Origin of the sequence: Nocardioides imazamoxiresistens, assembly GCF_032378595.1 — a bacterium.
GTDB lineage: Bacteria > Actinomycetota > Actinomycetes > Propionibacteriales > Nocardioidaceae > Nocardioides > Nocardioides imazamoxiresistens.
This window is the reverse complement of sequence record NZ_JAVYII010000011.1, coordinates 75,459-90,466: the sequence shown is the minus strand read 5'-3', so window position 1 is coordinate 90,466 and position 15,008 is coordinate 75,459. Positions and strand designations below refer to the sequence as shown.

14 protein-coding genes are annotated in these 15,008 nt (G+C 74.1%); 8 read left to right on the top strand and 6 right to left on the bottom strand.

Features of this window, described 5'->3' with window-relative positions:
- Positions 1–8: 8 nt before the first annotated feature.
- The 5 genes from RDV89_RS19750 to upp all read left to right on the top strand — a co-directional run bounded on the left by RDV89_RS19750 (position 9) and on the right by upp (position 3,650).
- Entirely contained in the window at positions 9–752 is a 744-nt protein-coding gene (locus RDV89_RS19750) for an IclR family transcriptional regulator (RefSeq protein ID WP_315735959.1), read from the top strand.
- Positions 749–1,366: a bifunctional 4-hydroxy-2-oxoglutarate aldolase/2-dehydro-3-deoxy-phosphogluconate aldolase gene (locus RDV89_RS19745; protein ID WP_315735956.1), complete on the top strand. Its 618-nt coding sequence runs from the start codon at positions 749–751 to the stop codon at positions 1,364–1,366. Before RDV89_RS19750 ends, RDV89_RS19745 begins: the two co-directional genes overlap by 4 nt.
- A gap of 65 nt (positions 1,367–1,431) precedes the next feature.
- Positions 1,432–2,466, top strand: a complete 1,035-nt coding sequence (gene mgrA / locus RDV89_RS19740; RefSeq protein WP_315735955.1) for an L-glyceraldehyde 3-phosphate reductase — start codon at positions 1,432–1,434, stop codon at positions 2,464–2,466.
- Between the two features lie 4 nt (positions 2,467–2,470).
- The gene (locus RDV89_RS19735; protein WP_315735953.1) at positions 2,471–2,998 is read left to right on the top strand and encodes a heme-degrading domain-containing protein; all 528 of its coding nucleotides are present in this window, start codon (positions 2,471–2,473) and stop codon (positions 2,996–2,998) included.
- A 10-nt stretch (positions 2,999–3,008) separates the two neighbouring features.
- Positions 3,009–3,650 (top strand): uracil phosphoribosyltransferase, encoded by a 642-nt coding sequence (gene upp, locus RDV89_RS19730; protein WP_315735951.1) that lies wholly within the window; start codon positions 3,009–3,011, stop codon positions 3,648–3,650.
- A 27-nt stretch (positions 3,651–3,677) separates the two neighbouring features.
- Here the strand turns inward: upp and RDV89_RS19725 are convergent, their stop codons facing one another.
- The gene (locus RDV89_RS19725) at positions 3,678–4,397 is read right to left on the bottom strand and encodes a class E sortase (protein ID WP_315735949.1); all 720 of its coding nucleotides are present in this window, start codon (positions 4,395–4,397) and stop codon (positions 3,678–3,680) included.
- A 52-nt stretch (positions 4,398–4,449) separates the two neighbouring features.
- Here RDV89_RS19725 and RDV89_RS19720 point away from each other — a divergent pair, with 52 nt between their 5' ends.
- A complete protein-coding gene (locus RDV89_RS19720) occupies positions 4,450–5,616 on the top strand; it encodes a pyridoxal phosphate-dependent aminotransferase (RefSeq protein ID WP_315735947.1) in 1,167 nt (388 codons plus the stop codon).
- A 3-nt stretch (positions 5,617–5,619) separates the two neighbouring features.
- On the opposite strand, the gene RDV89_RS19715 is transcribed toward RDV89_RS19720, so the two are convergent.
- Positions 5,620–6,309, bottom strand: coding sequence for a hypothetical protein (locus RDV89_RS19715; RefSeq protein ID WP_315735945.1), 690 nt, complete (start codon positions 6,307–6,309; stop codon positions 5,620–5,622).
- Positions 6,306–7,481 carry a hypothetical protein gene (locus RDV89_RS19710; protein WP_315735944.1) on the bottom strand — a complete coding sequence of 392 codons (1,176 nt, stop codon included), beginning with the start codon at positions 7,479–7,481 and terminating at the stop codon, positions 6,306–6,308. The genes RDV89_RS19715 and RDV89_RS19710 overlap by 4 nt, the downstream gene beginning before the upstream one ends.
- A gap of 54 nt (positions 7,482–7,535) precedes the next feature.
- On the opposite strand from RDV89_RS19710, the gene RDV89_RS19705 reads away from it, so the two are divergent.
- Entirely contained in the window at positions 7,536–8,066 is a 531-nt protein-coding gene (locus RDV89_RS19705) for a gamma carbonic anhydrase family protein (RefSeq protein ID WP_315735942.1), read from the top strand.
- A gap of 151 nt (positions 8,067–8,217) precedes the next feature.
- Here RDV89_RS19705 and clpB read toward each other — a convergent pair whose 3' ends face one another.
- A complete protein-coding gene (clpB, locus tag RDV89_RS19700; RefSeq protein WP_315735940.1) occupies positions 8,218–10,830 on the bottom strand; it encodes an ATP-dependent chaperone ClpB in 2,613 nt (870 codons plus the stop codon).
- Between the two features lie 229 nt (positions 10,831–11,059).
- On the opposite strand from clpB, the gene RDV89_RS19695 reads away from it, so the two are divergent.
- Positions 11,060–12,550 (top strand): hybrid sensor histidine kinase/response regulator, encoded by a 1,491-nt coding sequence (locus RDV89_RS19695; protein WP_315735939.1) that lies wholly within the window; start codon positions 11,060–11,062, stop codon positions 12,548–12,550.
- 13 nt (positions 12,551–12,563) lie between these two features.
- On the opposite strand, the gene RDV89_RS19690 is transcribed toward RDV89_RS19695, so the two are convergent.
- The gene (locus tag RDV89_RS19690) at positions 12,564–13,625 is read right to left on the bottom strand and encodes an Abi-alpha family protein (RefSeq protein WP_315735937.1); all 1,062 of its coding nucleotides are present in this window, start codon (positions 13,623–13,625) and stop codon (positions 12,564–12,566) included.
- Complete coding sequence (locus RDV89_RS19685) at positions 13,622–14,992, bottom strand: DUF445 domain-containing protein (protein ID WP_315735935.1); 1,371 nt, start codon at positions 14,990–14,992, stop codon at positions 13,622–13,624. Before RDV89_RS19685 ends, RDV89_RS19690 begins: the two co-directional genes overlap by 4 nt.
- Between the last annotated feature and the right edge of the window lie 16 nt (positions 14,993–15,008).

The following is a 15,008-nucleotide window of genomic DNA, read 5'->3' as shown; positions in this document are numbered from 1 at the left end:
AGGGTCCGATGTCCCAGAGCATCCAGCGAGCTGCCGAGGTCCTGGAGCTGGTCAGCGTCCAGCCCCGCACGCAGAGCGAGATCGCCGAGCACCTCGGCGTGCACCGCTCGACGGCGCTGCGCATGCTGCAGACGCTCACCGAGTCCGGCCTGACCCGCCGCTACGCCGACGGCCGCTACGGCGTCGGCTACCGGCTGGCCGGGCTGGCCTCGGTGGCCGCCGAGCAGTTCGACCTCGCCAACATCGCACGCCCGCACCTGGCCGAGCTGGGTCGGGAGTGCCTGCACACGGTGCACCTCGCCGTGCTCGACGGGTCCGCCATCGTCTACGCGGACAAGATCGAGCAGCCCGGCATGGTGCGGCTGTACTCGCAGGTCGGCCAGCCGGTCGTCCTGCACACCGCCGGCGTCGCGAAGGCGATCCTCGCCTTCCAGCCGCGCGGCGTCGTCGAGCGCCTGCTCGACGGCCACACCTTCGAGAAGCACACGGAGACCACCCTGACCTCCCCCGCCGCGTACCTCGCCGAGCTCGACACCGTCCGCGACCGCGGCTGGTCGGTCGACGACGCCGAGTACGAGAACTACATCAACTGCGTCGCCATGCCCATCCACGACGCCCGCGGCGAGGTGACCGCCGCGGTGTCGGTGACCGCGCTCAAGGCCAAGGCCGACCTGCCGGCGCTCGAGCAGCTGCTGCCGCGCCTGGGCCAGGTCGTCGGCGACGTCTCCGCGGCGATCGGGTACCGCCCGTGAGCGCCCCGGCAGGCTTCGACGAGCTGTTCGCCCGCACGCCCGTGATGGCGATCCTGCGCGGCTACGACCCCGGCCGCACCGTGGCGCTGTGCGAGCGCGCCTGGAGCGTGGGCATCGACGTGGTCGAGGTGCCGATCCAGTCCGACGACGCCGTCGCGTCCCTGGGCGCCGCGGTCCGCGCGGCCGAGGCGGCCGGCCGGGTCGTCGGCGCGGGCACCGTGACGAGCGCCGAGCGGGTACGCCGTGCGGCCGACGCCGGCGCCCGCTTCACCGTCGCGCCCGGCTTCTCCCCCGAGGTGCTGCGCGCCAGCGAGGACGCCGGCCTGCCGCACCTGCCCGGCGTGGCCACGCCCACGGACGTGCAGCACGCCCTCGGCGCCGGCGCGACCTGGGTCAAGGCGTTCCCCGCCAGCGTGCTGGGCACCGGCTGGTTCCGTGCGGTGCAGGGCCCGTTCCCCGGTCTGCCGCTCGTCGCCACCGGCGGCATCGACGCCGACAACGCGGCCGACTACCTGGCCGCGGGCGCGCGCGTCGTGGCCGTCGGGTCCGCCCTCGACGACCCGCGCCAGCTCGACCTGCTGGCCGCGCTGGCGAGCAGCGCGACCGGCGCCTGAGACGCCCGCGCCCCGCGTACCCCCTCTCCCTCACCGCACCCCACGCACCTCACGGAAGCGAGACCATGACCTACACGCCCGCCCCCGACCGCTACGACCGCATGCCGCACCGCCGGGTCGGTCGCAGCGGTCTGCACCTGCCCGCCGTCTCCCTCGGCACGTGGCACAACTTCGGGGACGACACACCGCTGCAGCGGGGGCGCGCGCTGCTGCAGCACGCCTTCGACCTCGGCATCACGCACTTCGACATCGCCAACGGCTACGGCCCCCCGCCCGGCTCGACCGAGCGCAACGTCGGTCGGATCCTGGCCGAGGACTTCGCCGGGCTGCGCGACGAGCTGGTCATCGCGACGAAGGCCGGCTACCCGTTCTTCCCCGGCCCGAACGGCGCGGGCGGCGGCCGCAAGTACCTCCTCGGCAGCCTCGACAACTCCCTGCGCAGCCTGCGCCTGGACTACGTCGACATCTTCTACATGCACCGCTTCGACCCCGGGACCCCGCTCGAGGAGACCGCCACCGCGCTCGACGCGGCCGCGCGGGCCGGCAAGACCCGCTACGTCGGCATCTCGTCGTTCTCGTCGGCGCGCAGCGCCACCATGGCCGGCCTGCTGCGCGACCTCGGCACGCCGCTGCTGATCCACCAGCCGTCCTACTCGATGCTCAACCGCTGGATCGAGGAGGGCGAGCCCAGCCTGCTCGACGTCGCCGAGCAGCAGGGCTTCGGCGTCATCGCCTTCTCCGCGCTGGCGCAGGGCCTGCTGACGAACAAGTACCTCGGCGGCGTCCCCGAGGGCTCCCGCGCGACGCAGGGCAAGACCCTCGCCGACGGCATGCTGAGCGAGGAGAACCTCGAGCGGGTGCGCGCGCTGAACGCGATCGCGGAGCGCCGCGGCGAGACGCTGGCCCAGATGGCCCTCGCCTGGGCCCTGCGCGACCCGCGGGTCACCTCCGTGCTGATCGGGGCCAGCCGGCCCGAGCAGCTCGACGACACCGTGCGCTGCGTGACCTCGCCGGAGTTCACCGCCGCCGAGCTGGCCGAGATCGACGAGCACGCGAAGGACGGGGGCCTCAACATGTGGGCCGCGTCCTCGGAGGCCTGAGCCGGTGAGCGCGACCCCCATCGGCCCCGAGGAGCGCGCCGAGGCGGCGCGGTCGCTGGCCCGCATCGACGCCGAGGAGCGCGAGCTGGTGCTCGACCACCTCGACCGCGACGTGGCGTGGCGGCTGGGGATGCACCTGCGCGAGGCGGCGCTGGCGGACGGTCTCGCGATCGTCGTCGGCGTCGCCCTCGCCGGCCAGCGGGTCTTCCACTGCGCCCTCGACGGCGCGAACCCCGACAACGACGCGTGGCTGGACCGCAAGGCGGCGGCGGTGCTGCAGTTCCACCGCTCCTCGCTCGGGGTGCGCGAGTGGTTCCGGGCCGCCGGGCGCGACTACGCGAGCGACTCGCGGCTCGACCACGCGCGGGTCGCGGCCAACGGCGGCGTGCTGCCGCTGCGGCTGCGGGGGGTCGGCGTGGTCGGCACCGTCGGCGTCTCCGGCCTGCCGCAGGTGGAGGACCACGCGTTCGTCGTGGCCGGTCTGCGCAGCTTCCTGGTGGCGGAGCGCGAGCGCACCGCCGGCGCACCCTAGGCTGCCTCCCATGGACACCCTCGTCGTCGACCACCCGCTCGTCGCCCACAAGCTGACCGCGCTCCGCGACGTGAGGACCGACTCGCCCACGTTCCGCCGGCTCGCGGACGAGCTCGTCACGCTGCTGGCGTACGAGGCCACCCGCGACGTGCGGGTGGAGCCGACGGAGATCACGACGCCGGTCTCCCCGGCCACGGGCGTACGCCTCGCCTCCCCCAAGCCGCTCGTGGTGCCGATCCTGCGCGCCGGGCTCGGGATGCTCGACGGGATGGTGCGGCTGCTGCCCACCGCCGAGGTCGGCTTCCTCGGCATGGTGCGCAACGAGGAGACCCTGCAGGCGTCGACCTACGCCGAGCGGCTGCCCGACGACCTGTCCGGCCGCCAGTGCTACGTCCTCGACCCGATGCTCGCGACCGGCGGCACGCTGGCGGCCGCGATCCGCTTCCTCGTCGACCGCGGCGCCGACCACATCACCGCCGTGTGCCTGCTGGCCGCCCCGGAGGGCACGGCCCGCCTGGAGCATGAGCTGGCCGACCTGACGATCCCCGTGCGGATGGTCACCGCGGCGATGGACGAGCGGCTCAACGAGCTGGGCTACATCGTGCCCGGCCTCGGCGACGCGGGCGACCGGCTGTACGGCGTCGCGGACTGACCCTCGGCCGGCACGGGCCGGGCCGGGTCAGCGCGGCTCGGTGTCGCTGAGCACGGCGAAGGCGATCAGCCGCTGCGAGGTGTGGAACAGCTCGGCGCAGGTGGTCAACGTCAGCAGGCGGCCGCCGGCGTCCTGCGGCGGCTGCACGGCGGGCGTACCGTCCCCCTCCTCCGATCCGGAAGCCGGGTTCGTCGGCAGCGGGTCGACCACCCAGGTGTCGCGGAAGCCGACCTCGAGGTCGTCGCCGCCGGTGACGAGGGTGTAGGTGTAGGTCGCCTCGCGGGTCTCGACGACCACCTCGTCGCCGACGACCAGCTCGGGCATGCGGCGCAGCGGCTCGCCGTGGGTGATCCGGTGGCCGGCCAGCGCGTAGTTGCCGACCTCCCCCGGCGCGGCCACGTCGTCGAAGCGGCCGAACCCGGCGGCCAGCACCTCGTCGGAGGTCCCGGCGAGCACGGGGACGGCGTAGTCGGGACCGAACGCGGGGATCCGGACGATGGCCTCGGCCTCGCCGAAGTCGAGCTCGACGCTGTCCTGCCCGGAGCGCCACGCCTCCTCCAGCCGCTCGACGCCCTGGTCGTGCTTGCGGCCCGACTGCCAGCTGGTGCCCCACAGCTGCCAGGCCACCCAGCCGAGCAGGACCGCACCGACGAGCACCAGCACCAGACCGACCCGGGTCATCCAGCGTGCGCCGCGGCGCCGCGGCGCCGCCGCCGTGCCCCCGGTCGGGGTCTCGCTCCCGGCCACCGGATCCTCCGCTCCACCTGCGCGCCCGCGCGCCGCTCGTAGGGTGGCGGGCATGTCCGCGCACCTCGCCCGCCGGCTCCACGGTATCGAGCCGACCATCTTCTCCGCGATGTCCGCCCTCGCACTGCGCACCGAGTCGGTGAACCTGGGCCAGGGCTTCCCCGACACCGACGGGCCCGCCGCCGTGCTGGACCGGGCGCGGGAGGCGCTGGCGCAGGGGCGCAACCAGTACGCCCCCGGGCTCGGCGTGCCGGAGCTGCGCGAGGCGGTCGCGCGCCACCAGCAGCGCCACCACGGCATCGACCTCGACCCGGCCACCGAGGTCGTCGTCACGACCGGGGCCACCGAGGGCATCGCCTGCGCCCTGCTGGGGCTCGTCGACCCGGGCGACGAGGTCGTGCTGCTGGAGCCGTACTACGACTCCTACGTCGCGATGCTGCAGGTGGTGGGCGCGGTGCGCCGACCCGTCACCCTGCGAGCGCCCGACTTTCGGCTCGACGTGGACGCGCTGCGCGCCGCCGTGCACGACGGCACCCGCCTCATCCTGCTCAACTCGCCGCACAACCCCACGGGCACCGTGCTCACCCCCGAGGAGCTCGCGGTCGTCGCCGAGGTCGCGGTGCGCCACGACGTGCTCGTGGTGACCGACGAGGTCTACGAGCACCTGGTCTTCGACGGCCGCCGCCACGTCCCGCTCGCGACCCTGCCGGGGATGGCCGAGCGCACCCTGACGCTCTCGAGCCTCGGCAAGTCGTGGTCGCTGACCGGCTGGAAGGTCGGCTGGGCGACGGGCCCCGCGCACCTGGTCGGCGCGTTGCTGGCCGCGAAGCAGTGGACGACGTTCACGTCGGGCTCCCCGCTGCAGCCGGCCGCCGCGTACGCCCTCGACCACGAGGACGCCTTCCCCGCCGCGCTCGCGCGCGACCTGCAGCAGCGCCGCGACCTGCTGTGCGAGGGGCTGGCGGCCGTCGGGCTGACGCCGCGCGTGCCGGAGGGCACCTACTTCACGCTCACCGACGTGGGCCACCTCGGCTGGGAGGACGGCGCGGCGTTCTGCGCCACGCTGCCCGAGCGGGCGGGGGTCGTCGCGATCCCCGCGCAGGGTTTCTACGACGACGTGGAGGAGGGACGCCACCTCGTGCGGTGGGCGTTCTGCAAGGACGAGCCGGTGATCCGCGACGGGCTCGCCCGGCTGGCCGGGGCGCGGCTGGCGCGCTGAGCGTCAGTACGCCCGGGAGTCGTAGCCGCCGACGACCCCCACGCCCGTGCGGTTGCGGTTGCCGCCCGCGGCGAACCAGGGGCCGGCGCCGCCGACCACCAGCAGCACGGCCGTGATGCCCGCGAGCACCGTCAGCGCCAGCGGCAGCACGCCCTGGTCGACGCTGCTGCCGAACCCGATCACCGCCAGCACGAGGCCCGGGCCGGCGACCAGGACCGAGCTGCCGAACAGGATCCAGCGGCCCGCCTGGGAGCCCCGGAGCGCGAACGCCGCGGCCACGATCGCGACGACCGACCAGGCCAGGAAGGCCAGGCAGATCAGGGCCATGCCGCCGAACGCGACCCCGAAGGCACCGGCCATGCCCGTGCCGCCGTCGTCGGAGCCGATGACGCTGAGCGCCACGAGCCCGAAGAAGAAGGCGCCGAGACCGGACAGGACCCCGGCCAGCGCGGAGCACACGATCGCGATCACCGCGGCCGCGATCACGGTGCCGGGCCGGCTCGGGCCGACCTCAGGCACGCCGTAGGGGTTGCTCGGGTACGCCTGCGGAGCCTGCGGCGGCGGCGCGCCCCAGGGGGTGGACGGCGCCTGCGGCGGTCCGGCGGGCCCGGGTCCCCAGCTCCAGGAGGGGTTGGCCGGCGACGGACCGGGCTCGCCCGCCGAGTCCTTCCAGGGCTCGGGCGGGACCGTCATCGCGGCGACCTGCCGGCGGCGTACCAGCGGCCCGTCTCGGGGCGCGTCAGCCCCACGACCGTCGCGACACCGGCGACCACCACGACGAGGAGGTAGGGAGCGACCACCGACATCACCAGCGTCAGACCGGCGGCGACGCCGGCGGAGACGGCGAGCAGGACCCGCGCCCAGTTGTGGCGCCGCAGTGCGAAGACGGCGATCACGACCGCGGAGACGCACCACAGCAGCCCGACGACCGACGTCACCACCGCCGAGCCGACCAGCAGTTCGGTCGTCATGCCCTGGTCCACGAGCGACGGCTGCGTGCGGCGCACCTCGTCGAGGATCAGGTCGGGGTCGAGGACCACGGCGACCACCTGCAGCAGCAGGACCAGCGAGACCAGGCCCGAGGCGATCCAGGTGACCACGCAGGCCATCAGCACCGAGCGGGGGCGGTCCGCCGGGGCGGCACCCCGAGGGTCCCCGGGACGGCCCTGCGCGGCCCACGGCTGGGCGCCCGGGGCGCCGAACCCGTGGTACGGCTGCGGCTGCTGGCCGCCGTGCTGGCCACCGTGCTGGCCGGACTGGCCGGGTTGCGGCGGTCCCCACGGCTGCTGCGGGGCGCCGGGTCCGGCGTACGGCTGGCCGGGGCCCTGGCCGGGCTGCGGGTCGGAGCCGCGGTCCGGGGGGCGCGGAGCATCGCGGTCCTGGCGACGAGCCGCTCCCGCGCCGCCCTCGCTGGGCAGGCGGAAGCGCTCGGGCAGCGGACGTCCGGCGAACCAGCTGCGGGCCGGCTCGAGCCAGAGCATCACGATCGAGACGGTGACGACCGCGGAGGCGAAGCCGCCGGCGATGGAGCCGGCGAGGAAGATGGGCAGCGCGAGCACCGACAGCGCGATCCGGGCCACCCGGTCGCGGCGCAGCGCGAAGAACCCGAGGATCGCGGCCGCGGTGGCGCAGGTCGCGAGCACGAGGATCGAGACGCGGCGCAGCTCGCGGGCGCCCTCGAAGCCGAGACCGAGGCCGCTGCCGGGGGGCTCCGCGATGAACCGCTCGATGGCCTCGCGGGTCTCGAGCGTCCGCAGCCCCGACATCGCCTCGAAGGCGCCCAGCACCACGACGACGGATCCTCCGACGACCAGCCACGACGAGAAGGTGACCTGGGGAGGGCGGCGTTCGGTTGCAGACGTCACCTCGTCATTCCATCATGCGCATCGAAACCGTCCGCGTCCCCCGGAGGAGCACCTGTGAGCCTGTTCGAGTTCGAGGGCGTGCGCCCGACCGTCCACCCCGAGGCGTGGGTCGCACCGACCGCGACGCTGGTCGGCGACGTGCGCCTCGGCCCGCGCGTCAGCGTCTGGTACGGCGCCGTCCTGCGCGCCGACGTCGGCCCCATCGTCATCGAGGAGGGCTCGAACGTGCAGGACAACTCGGTGCTCCACGTGCGTACCGGCAGCCACCTGCACATCGGTGCGCACAGCACCGTCGCCCACGGGTGCGTCGTGCACGGTCGGGAGATCGGGACGCGCTCGCTGGTGGGCAACGGCTCCGTGCTGCTGGACGAGTCCGTGATCGGCTCCGGCGTGCTCGTCGCCGCCGGCGCGCTCGTCACCCCGGGCACGGTCGTGCCCGACGGCATGCTGGTCAAGGGCTCGCCCGCGAAGGTGACCGGCGCCGTGGAGCCCGGCAGCACGCCTGCGCTGATCCTGGAGCACAACGCGACCGTCTACATCGACCTCATGGAGCGCCACCGGCGCAGCACGCGCCCGGTGGACTGACGCACCGCACCGCACCGCACCGCACCCGAGCCCGTCGGAGGCCGCACGCGGGAAAACGCGGACCCGGCTCGGGAGAACGCAGACCGGAGGGCCCTCGGAGGGTCCTCCGGTCCGCGTTTTCCCGCTCGGGCCCGGGCCCGACGGCGCCGGCTCAGTCGACGGCGAGCGCCAGGCCGTCGCCCTCGGGCGACACGTCGATGCGCACCGAGCCGCCGTCGACCACCTCACCGCCGATCAGCAGCCGGGCGAGCGGGTCCCCGATCGTGCTCTGCACGAGGCGGCGCAGCGGCCGGGCGCCGTACGCGGGGTCGAAGCCCGCGTCGGCCAGCCAGTCCTTCGCCTCGTCGGTGACGGCGAGGTGGATGCGCCGCACGGCGAGCCGCTCCTCGAGCTGGCCGAGCTGGATGTCGACGATGCTGCGCAGCGCCTCCTTGCTCAGCGCCTCGAACAGCACGACCTCGTCGAGCCGGTTGAGGAACTCCGGCTTGAACGTCGCCCGCACCACTGCCATCACCTGCTCGCGCCGGCGCTCCGGCTCGAGGGTCGGGTCGACCAGGTAGGTGGCGCCGAGGTTCGAGGTCAGGATCAGCAGCGTGTTGCGGAAGTCGACCGTGCGGCCCTGCCCGTCGGTCAGGCGACCGTCGTCGAGCACCTGCAGCAGGATGTCGAAGACCTCGGGGTGCGCCTTCTCGACCTCGTCGAGCAGGACGACGGAGTACGGCCGCCGCCGCACCGCCTCGGTGAGCTGGCCGCCCTCGTCGTAGCCGACGTACCCGGGCGGGGCCCCGACGAGCCGCGAGACCGCGTGCTTCTCGGCGTACTCGCTCATGTCGATGCGGACGATGGCGCGCTCGTCGTCGAACAGGAAGTCCGCGAGCGACTTCGCGAGCTCGGTCTTGCCCGTGCCGGTCGGGCCGAGGAACAGGAAGGACCCCGTGGGCCGGTCGGGGTCGGCGATGCCGGCCCGCGAGCGGCGCACCGCGTCGCTGACGGCGGTGACGGCGGCGCGCTGACCGATCAGCCGCTCGCCGATCACCTCCTCCATCCGCAGCAGCTTGGACTGCTCGCCCTCGAGCAGCCGACCGGTGGGGATGCCGGTCCACGCCTCGACGACGTCGGCGATCTGCTCGGCCCCGACCTCGTCGCCCACCAGGGGCTCCACCTCGGCGGCGTCCGCCTTCTCCATGTCGAGCTCGCGCGCGATCTCGGCCTCGAGCTCCGGGATCCGGCCGTACAGCAGCTCGCTGGCCTTCTCGTAGTCGCCGTCGCGCTGCAGCCGCTCGCTCTCGATCCGCAGCTGGTCGAGCTGACGGCGCAGCTCGCCCTCGCCCTCCAGCGTCTGCTTCTCGCGCTCCCAGCGGGCCTCGAGGCCGCGCAGCTCCTCCTCGCGGTCGGCCAGGTCGGCCGCGAGCCGGCCGAGCCGGTCGACGGAGGCCTCGTCGCTCTCCTTCTCCAGCGCGAACTGCTCCATCTTGAGCCGGTTCACCAGGCGGCGCAGCTGGTCGATCTCCTCGGGCGAGGACTCGTGCTCCATCCGCAGCCGGCTGGCGGCCTCGTCGATGAGGTCGATCGCCTTGTCGGGCAGCTGGCGCCCGGTGATGTAGCGGTCGCTGAGCGCGGCCGCCGCGACGAGCGCGGCGTCGGTGATCCGCACGCGGTGGTGCGCCTCGTACTTCTCCTGGATGCCGCGCAGGATCTGCACGGTGTCCTCGACGCTGGGCTCGCCCACGAAGACCTGCTGGAAGCGGCGCTCGAGGGCCGGGTCCTTCTCGACGTGCTCGCGGAACTCGTCGAGGGTCGTCGCGCCGACCATGTGCAGCTCGCCGCGGGCCAGCATCGGCTTGAGCATGTTGCCGGCGTCCATCGAGCCGTCGCCACCACCGCCGGCACCGACGACGGTGTGCAGCTCGTCGATGAAGGTGATGACCTGCCCGCCGGCATCCTTGATCTCCTCCAGGACGGCCTTGAGCCGCTCCTCGAACTCGCCGCGGTACTTCGCACCGGCCACCATCGCGGCCAGGTCGAGGCTCAGCAGGCGGCGACCCTTGAGCGAGTCGGGCACGTCGCCGTCGACGATGCGCTGGGCGAGGCCCTCGACGACGGCGGTCTTGCCGACGCCGGGCTCGCCGATCAGGACGGGGTTGTTCTTGGTGCGCCGGCTCAGGACCTGGATCACGCGACGGATCTCCGCGTCGCGACCGATCACGGGGTCGAGGCGACCCTCTTCTGCGGCGCGGGTGAGGTCGACGGAGTACTTCTCCAGCGCCTCGTAGGTCGACTCGGCGTCCTGGCTGGTCACCCGGCGCGACCCGCGCACCGCGACCAGCTGCTCGGAGAGCCCCTGCGTGGTGAGGCCGGCGTCGGTGAGGACCCGCTGGGCGCTGCTCTCGACGGAGGACAGCGAGACGAGCAGGTGCTCGCTGGCGACGTAGTCGTCCTTCATGGCGCCCGCCAGGTCGATCGACTTCGCGAGCACGCGGGTGGTCGCGGCGGAGGCCGCGGGCTTCGCGACGGTGGCGCCGGTGGCGCGGGGCAGCGCCTCCACGGCCTGCTGCGCCGCGGCGAGCAGGACGGAGGGCTCCACGCCGGACTTCTCGACGATGCTGCGCACGATGCCCTCGCCCGTGCCGTCCTCGCGCAGCAGCGCGACCAGCAGGTGCACCGGCTCCGTGGCCGTGTTGCCGGCGGTGGTGGCCGCGACCTGGGCGACCTCGATCGCCTCGCGGGCCCGGGTCGTGAACCTGTCGGCACCGAACTGACTCATCGACGTTCTCTCCTTCACCTCGGTGGTCGCGGGACCAGTCTCCTCGTACGCCTGTCCCAACGCACGCAGAGTTGAGTCTGTTCCCCTCAACTTCAGGCTCGTTCCCGCGCCAGCAGGCTCAACCCTTCCGCAAGATGTCGGCTACCAGGGGCGCGACGGGGCGGTGCGTCCCTACCGTGGGCGCACCCTCTCGGGCACCTGCCGCCCTCCCACCGATCGGACCGCTCCGATGCTCACCTCCGACCCCGCCGTCGCACCCGCCGCAGCCGTCGCACCCGCCGACGTGGCGGCGCCCAGCCGCGTGATCGTCGTCGACGACACCCCCGACCTGCGCAACCTGCTGCGCCTGATGCTGACCCGCGGCGGGTTCGACGTGGTGGGCGAGGCGGCCGACGGGCGCGCCGGCATCGAGGTCGCGAGGCGTACCCGTCCCGACGTCGTGCTGCTCGACATCGCGATGCCGGTGATGGACGGGCTGGAGGCCCTCCCCTCCCTGCGCCGCAGCCTGCCGGAGGCCAGGATCATCGCCATGTCGGCGTTCGGGGCGACGCAGATGGCCGCCCGCGCGGTCGCCGCCGGCGCCGACGGCTACATCCAGAAGGGCACCTCGCTGCACGCGATCCTGGCGTACGTCCGGGAGCTCAGCGGCCTCAGCGACCGACCCAGCAGCCCCGTGGCGGTCTCGCAGGAGGGCGCGCTCACCGACGCGACGGCCCGGCCGGTGCGCAGCGCGCCGCAGGCCGGCGACCGGGACGGCGCCGGGCCGTCGCGCGACGAGGCGTTCCGGCTGGCGGTCCAGCACGCGCCCTACGGCGTGCTCGAGGTGACGGACGAGCCCTCGCCGCGGGTGCGCGAGGCCAACCCCGTCGCCCGGCGGCTGCTCGGCGGCAACCCGGCCACCGGCTCGCTGCTGTCGATGACCGCCCCCGGTCTGGCCCACCACGTCTCGACCCACCGGCACGAGCCGGACGCCGTGTTCGAGGCTCTGGTCGACGCCGGCACGGTGCGCGCCACGCTGCGCCGCGTCGGCAGCACGCTGCTGGTCTACCTGGACTCGACGGCGGAGGACGTCGGCCTGCTGCGCCGCGCCATCGCCACCGCGGCCCACGAGCTGCGCGGCCCGATCGCCGTCATCGACGGCGCGGTCGAGGCGGTCTCGTGGGGTCGGGACTCGCTGAGCGGTGACGACCGGGAGGACCTGCTGCAGTCGGTCAAGCGTCAGGTGGCGCAGCTCGACCGCGTCACCGCCGACCTGTTCACCGCCACCCAGGTGCACCGCGGCACGCTCCACGTCGACCTGCACGACGTCGACCTCGGTGCACTCGTGACCGAGCTGCTCGGCGACCGCTCCGACGTCGCGCTGCGGATCGAGGAGGCGCCGGCCGTGCGGGCGGACGCCCTGCGGCTCGAGCAGATGCTCGGCAACCTGCTCAGCAACGCGCACCGCTACGGCGCCGCGCCGTTCGAGGTCGTCGTCCGCGGCGACGGGGGCGGACGCACCGTGCGGGTCGAGGTCGTCGACCGCGGTCCGGGCGTGGCCGAGGACTTCGAGCCGCACCTGTTCCGCGAGTTCTCGCGCCCCGAGGGCTCGGTCGCGACCGGTACCGGCCTGGGTCTCTACGTCGTGCGCACCCTCGCCGAGGCGATGGGCGGCGCGGCGACCTACCGGCGCCACCCCGAGGGCGGCGCCGTGTTCACCGTGCAGCTGCCGGTGGCCTGAGCCCCCGTCCGGGTCACTCCCGCGGCACCGAGCGCTCGCCGGCCGTCGTCGGCGGGGTGAGGTGCGCGGGGAAGGCGCCGGCGCCCATCTCGTCCTCGGTGGCGAAGCACATCCGGGCGAAGTCGACCCCGAACGGCGTCAGGTGCAGGCTGCGGCGCAGCACCTTGGGGAACTTCACGGAGTGCATCGCGGCCAGCACGTCCGGCTGCGCCTCGACGACCTGGTAGCGCAGCAGGTCCTGCAGCGACTCCGACGACTGCCACACGAGCCCGAGGCGCGAGAGGTTGTTGAGGTACTGCGGCACCGTGTCGACGTAGCGCAGCCCCGCCCGCGCCCCGATCATGTTGAGCCCGCGGGCCACCAGCTGCGAGCTGACCATCCCGACCGGCCCACCGGTGCGCACGTCGACCGACGGCTGCGGCCCGTCCTTGAGCAGCAGCACCAGGATCCGCGCCTCGTCGGGGGCGAGCTCGCCGAGGATCCGCTCGTACGCCGGGTGCCCGGTCTCCGGGTGCCACACGTCGCGCGACTGCTCCAGCAGCCGGGCGCCCTTGGCCCGCAGCCGCTCCTGCTCGGTCTCGCGCCGCGTCGGCCCCCCGGTCTCGGGCACCGGCGCCGGGCCCCGGTCCTCCAGCCCGAGGCGCAGCTGCTCGACCGCCTGCGGCAGCGGCAGGCCGGAGGCGACACCGCGCGCGATCCCGGCGACCACGGCCGCCGCCTCGTTCAGGTCCCGCGAGAGCTCGTCGGCCGCCGCGGGGTCGACCATGGCGCGCAGCATCTTGCGTCCCGTGCGGGTCGAGGCGCCGACGCCCCACTCCGCGGTGTGGTACGCCGTGGCCGCCGCGATCCGGGCCAGCCCGGGCAGCGCGTCCACCGCGGGCGCGAGCGCGGAGGGCATCCGGTCGGCCACGGCGGCGGGCAGGAAGGACGGCACCCGCACCGGCAGCCGCGGGCGACGAGGCGTACGCCCCTCCAGCGCGCGCGGCGGCGCCCCGGCGGCCCCGGTGCCCCCGGTCGACGCGGTCCGCTCGGTGCGCGGCGGTCCCCAGCCGCCCGACGACGTGCTCCGACTCATCTACCGCCCACCCCGAAGATCCACAGGTGCAGGAAACCACCTGCGGCCCCCATCACCGCACCGTGGGCGTAGAGCATCCACTCGTCCTCCTTGATGGCGGCGCGCATCATCTCGACGAAGTCGCGCGGCGGCAGCTCCTTGCAGCGCTGCGCGATCAGCGAACGGATCTTCGTCGACTGCTGGGCGCTGAACTCGGGGTCCTGGAACGGACGCATCGTGCGGCCGACCGCCTCGAGCGCGACGGTGTCCTTGATCGTGTCGAAGCGTCGGGCGCCGACGGCGACGCGCACGGCGCCCTTGGCCGGGCCGATCGCCCCGTCGATCGCGGGCCGCAGCGCCGTGGCCAGCATCTGCCGGGTCCGGTCGCCGCGGGGGCCGTTGAGCAGGAAGTCGCCGATCTTCTCCAGGGTGATGACGTCGTCGGCGATGTGCTGGGCGTACACCTCCGCCGCCTCCGCCTGGCGCCGCGGGAAGAGGCCCTGCAGCGTGAAGGGCCCGATCCGGCGCGGCTCGGGCGGGTCGAAGATCAGCCACATGCCGAGCAGGTTCGTGGTCCAGCCGACCACCACGCCCATCACCGGCAGCGCCCACCACTGCCCGAACGCGTGGTCGATGATCGCGACCGGGATGCCGAGCAGGAAGCCGAAGACGAACCCGAACAGCACCATCAGCCGCAGCTCGCGGGCGCCGAAGTCGCGGAAGATCCGCACGACGAGGCCGGGGTTCTTCTCGAAGTTGTCGATGACCATCAGCTTCGGGTCGAGCAGCTGGTCGATGTGGATGCCGATCTCGGTGGTCACGCGGCGCACCACGGTGGGCAGCTGGGCCTGCACCCGCTCGACCACGGCGACGCGGACCGGTCGCGGCAGGTCGCGCCACAGGGCCGGGTGCTCCTTGCGCATCACCGACTCGACGAGCTCGGGCAGCTCCGGGGAGAACATCTCCACGATGTGCTCACCGATCTTGTCCGGCTCGAGCTCCTGGTAGAACTCCGCCGGCGTGCCGAGCTTCGCGATGGCCTTGTCGACCGCGATGCTGCCCATCTTCCCGGCGCGCGCGGGCACGATCCCCTGCCAGCCGAGGCCGCCGGAGAGGAACCCGGGGATCTCCTGGACCTTGCGGGGGCCGGCGGTCGCGATCTCCTTGAGCCCCGGCACGCGGAACCCGTGGAAGTGCACCGGGGAGAAGAGCATCCACAGGCCGGACCAGTTGATCAGCCAGCCGACGACGGCCGTGAACACCGGGATGGACCAGAAGTGCACCCAGTCCATGTGGGCGAGGTAGTCGCGCACCCACTCCTGCACTGCCTCGAGCAGTCGACCCACCGCCTCGCGTCGTCGCGGCTGCGCCGCTGTGCCCTCGCTCACTCCCCGGCGCGAACGT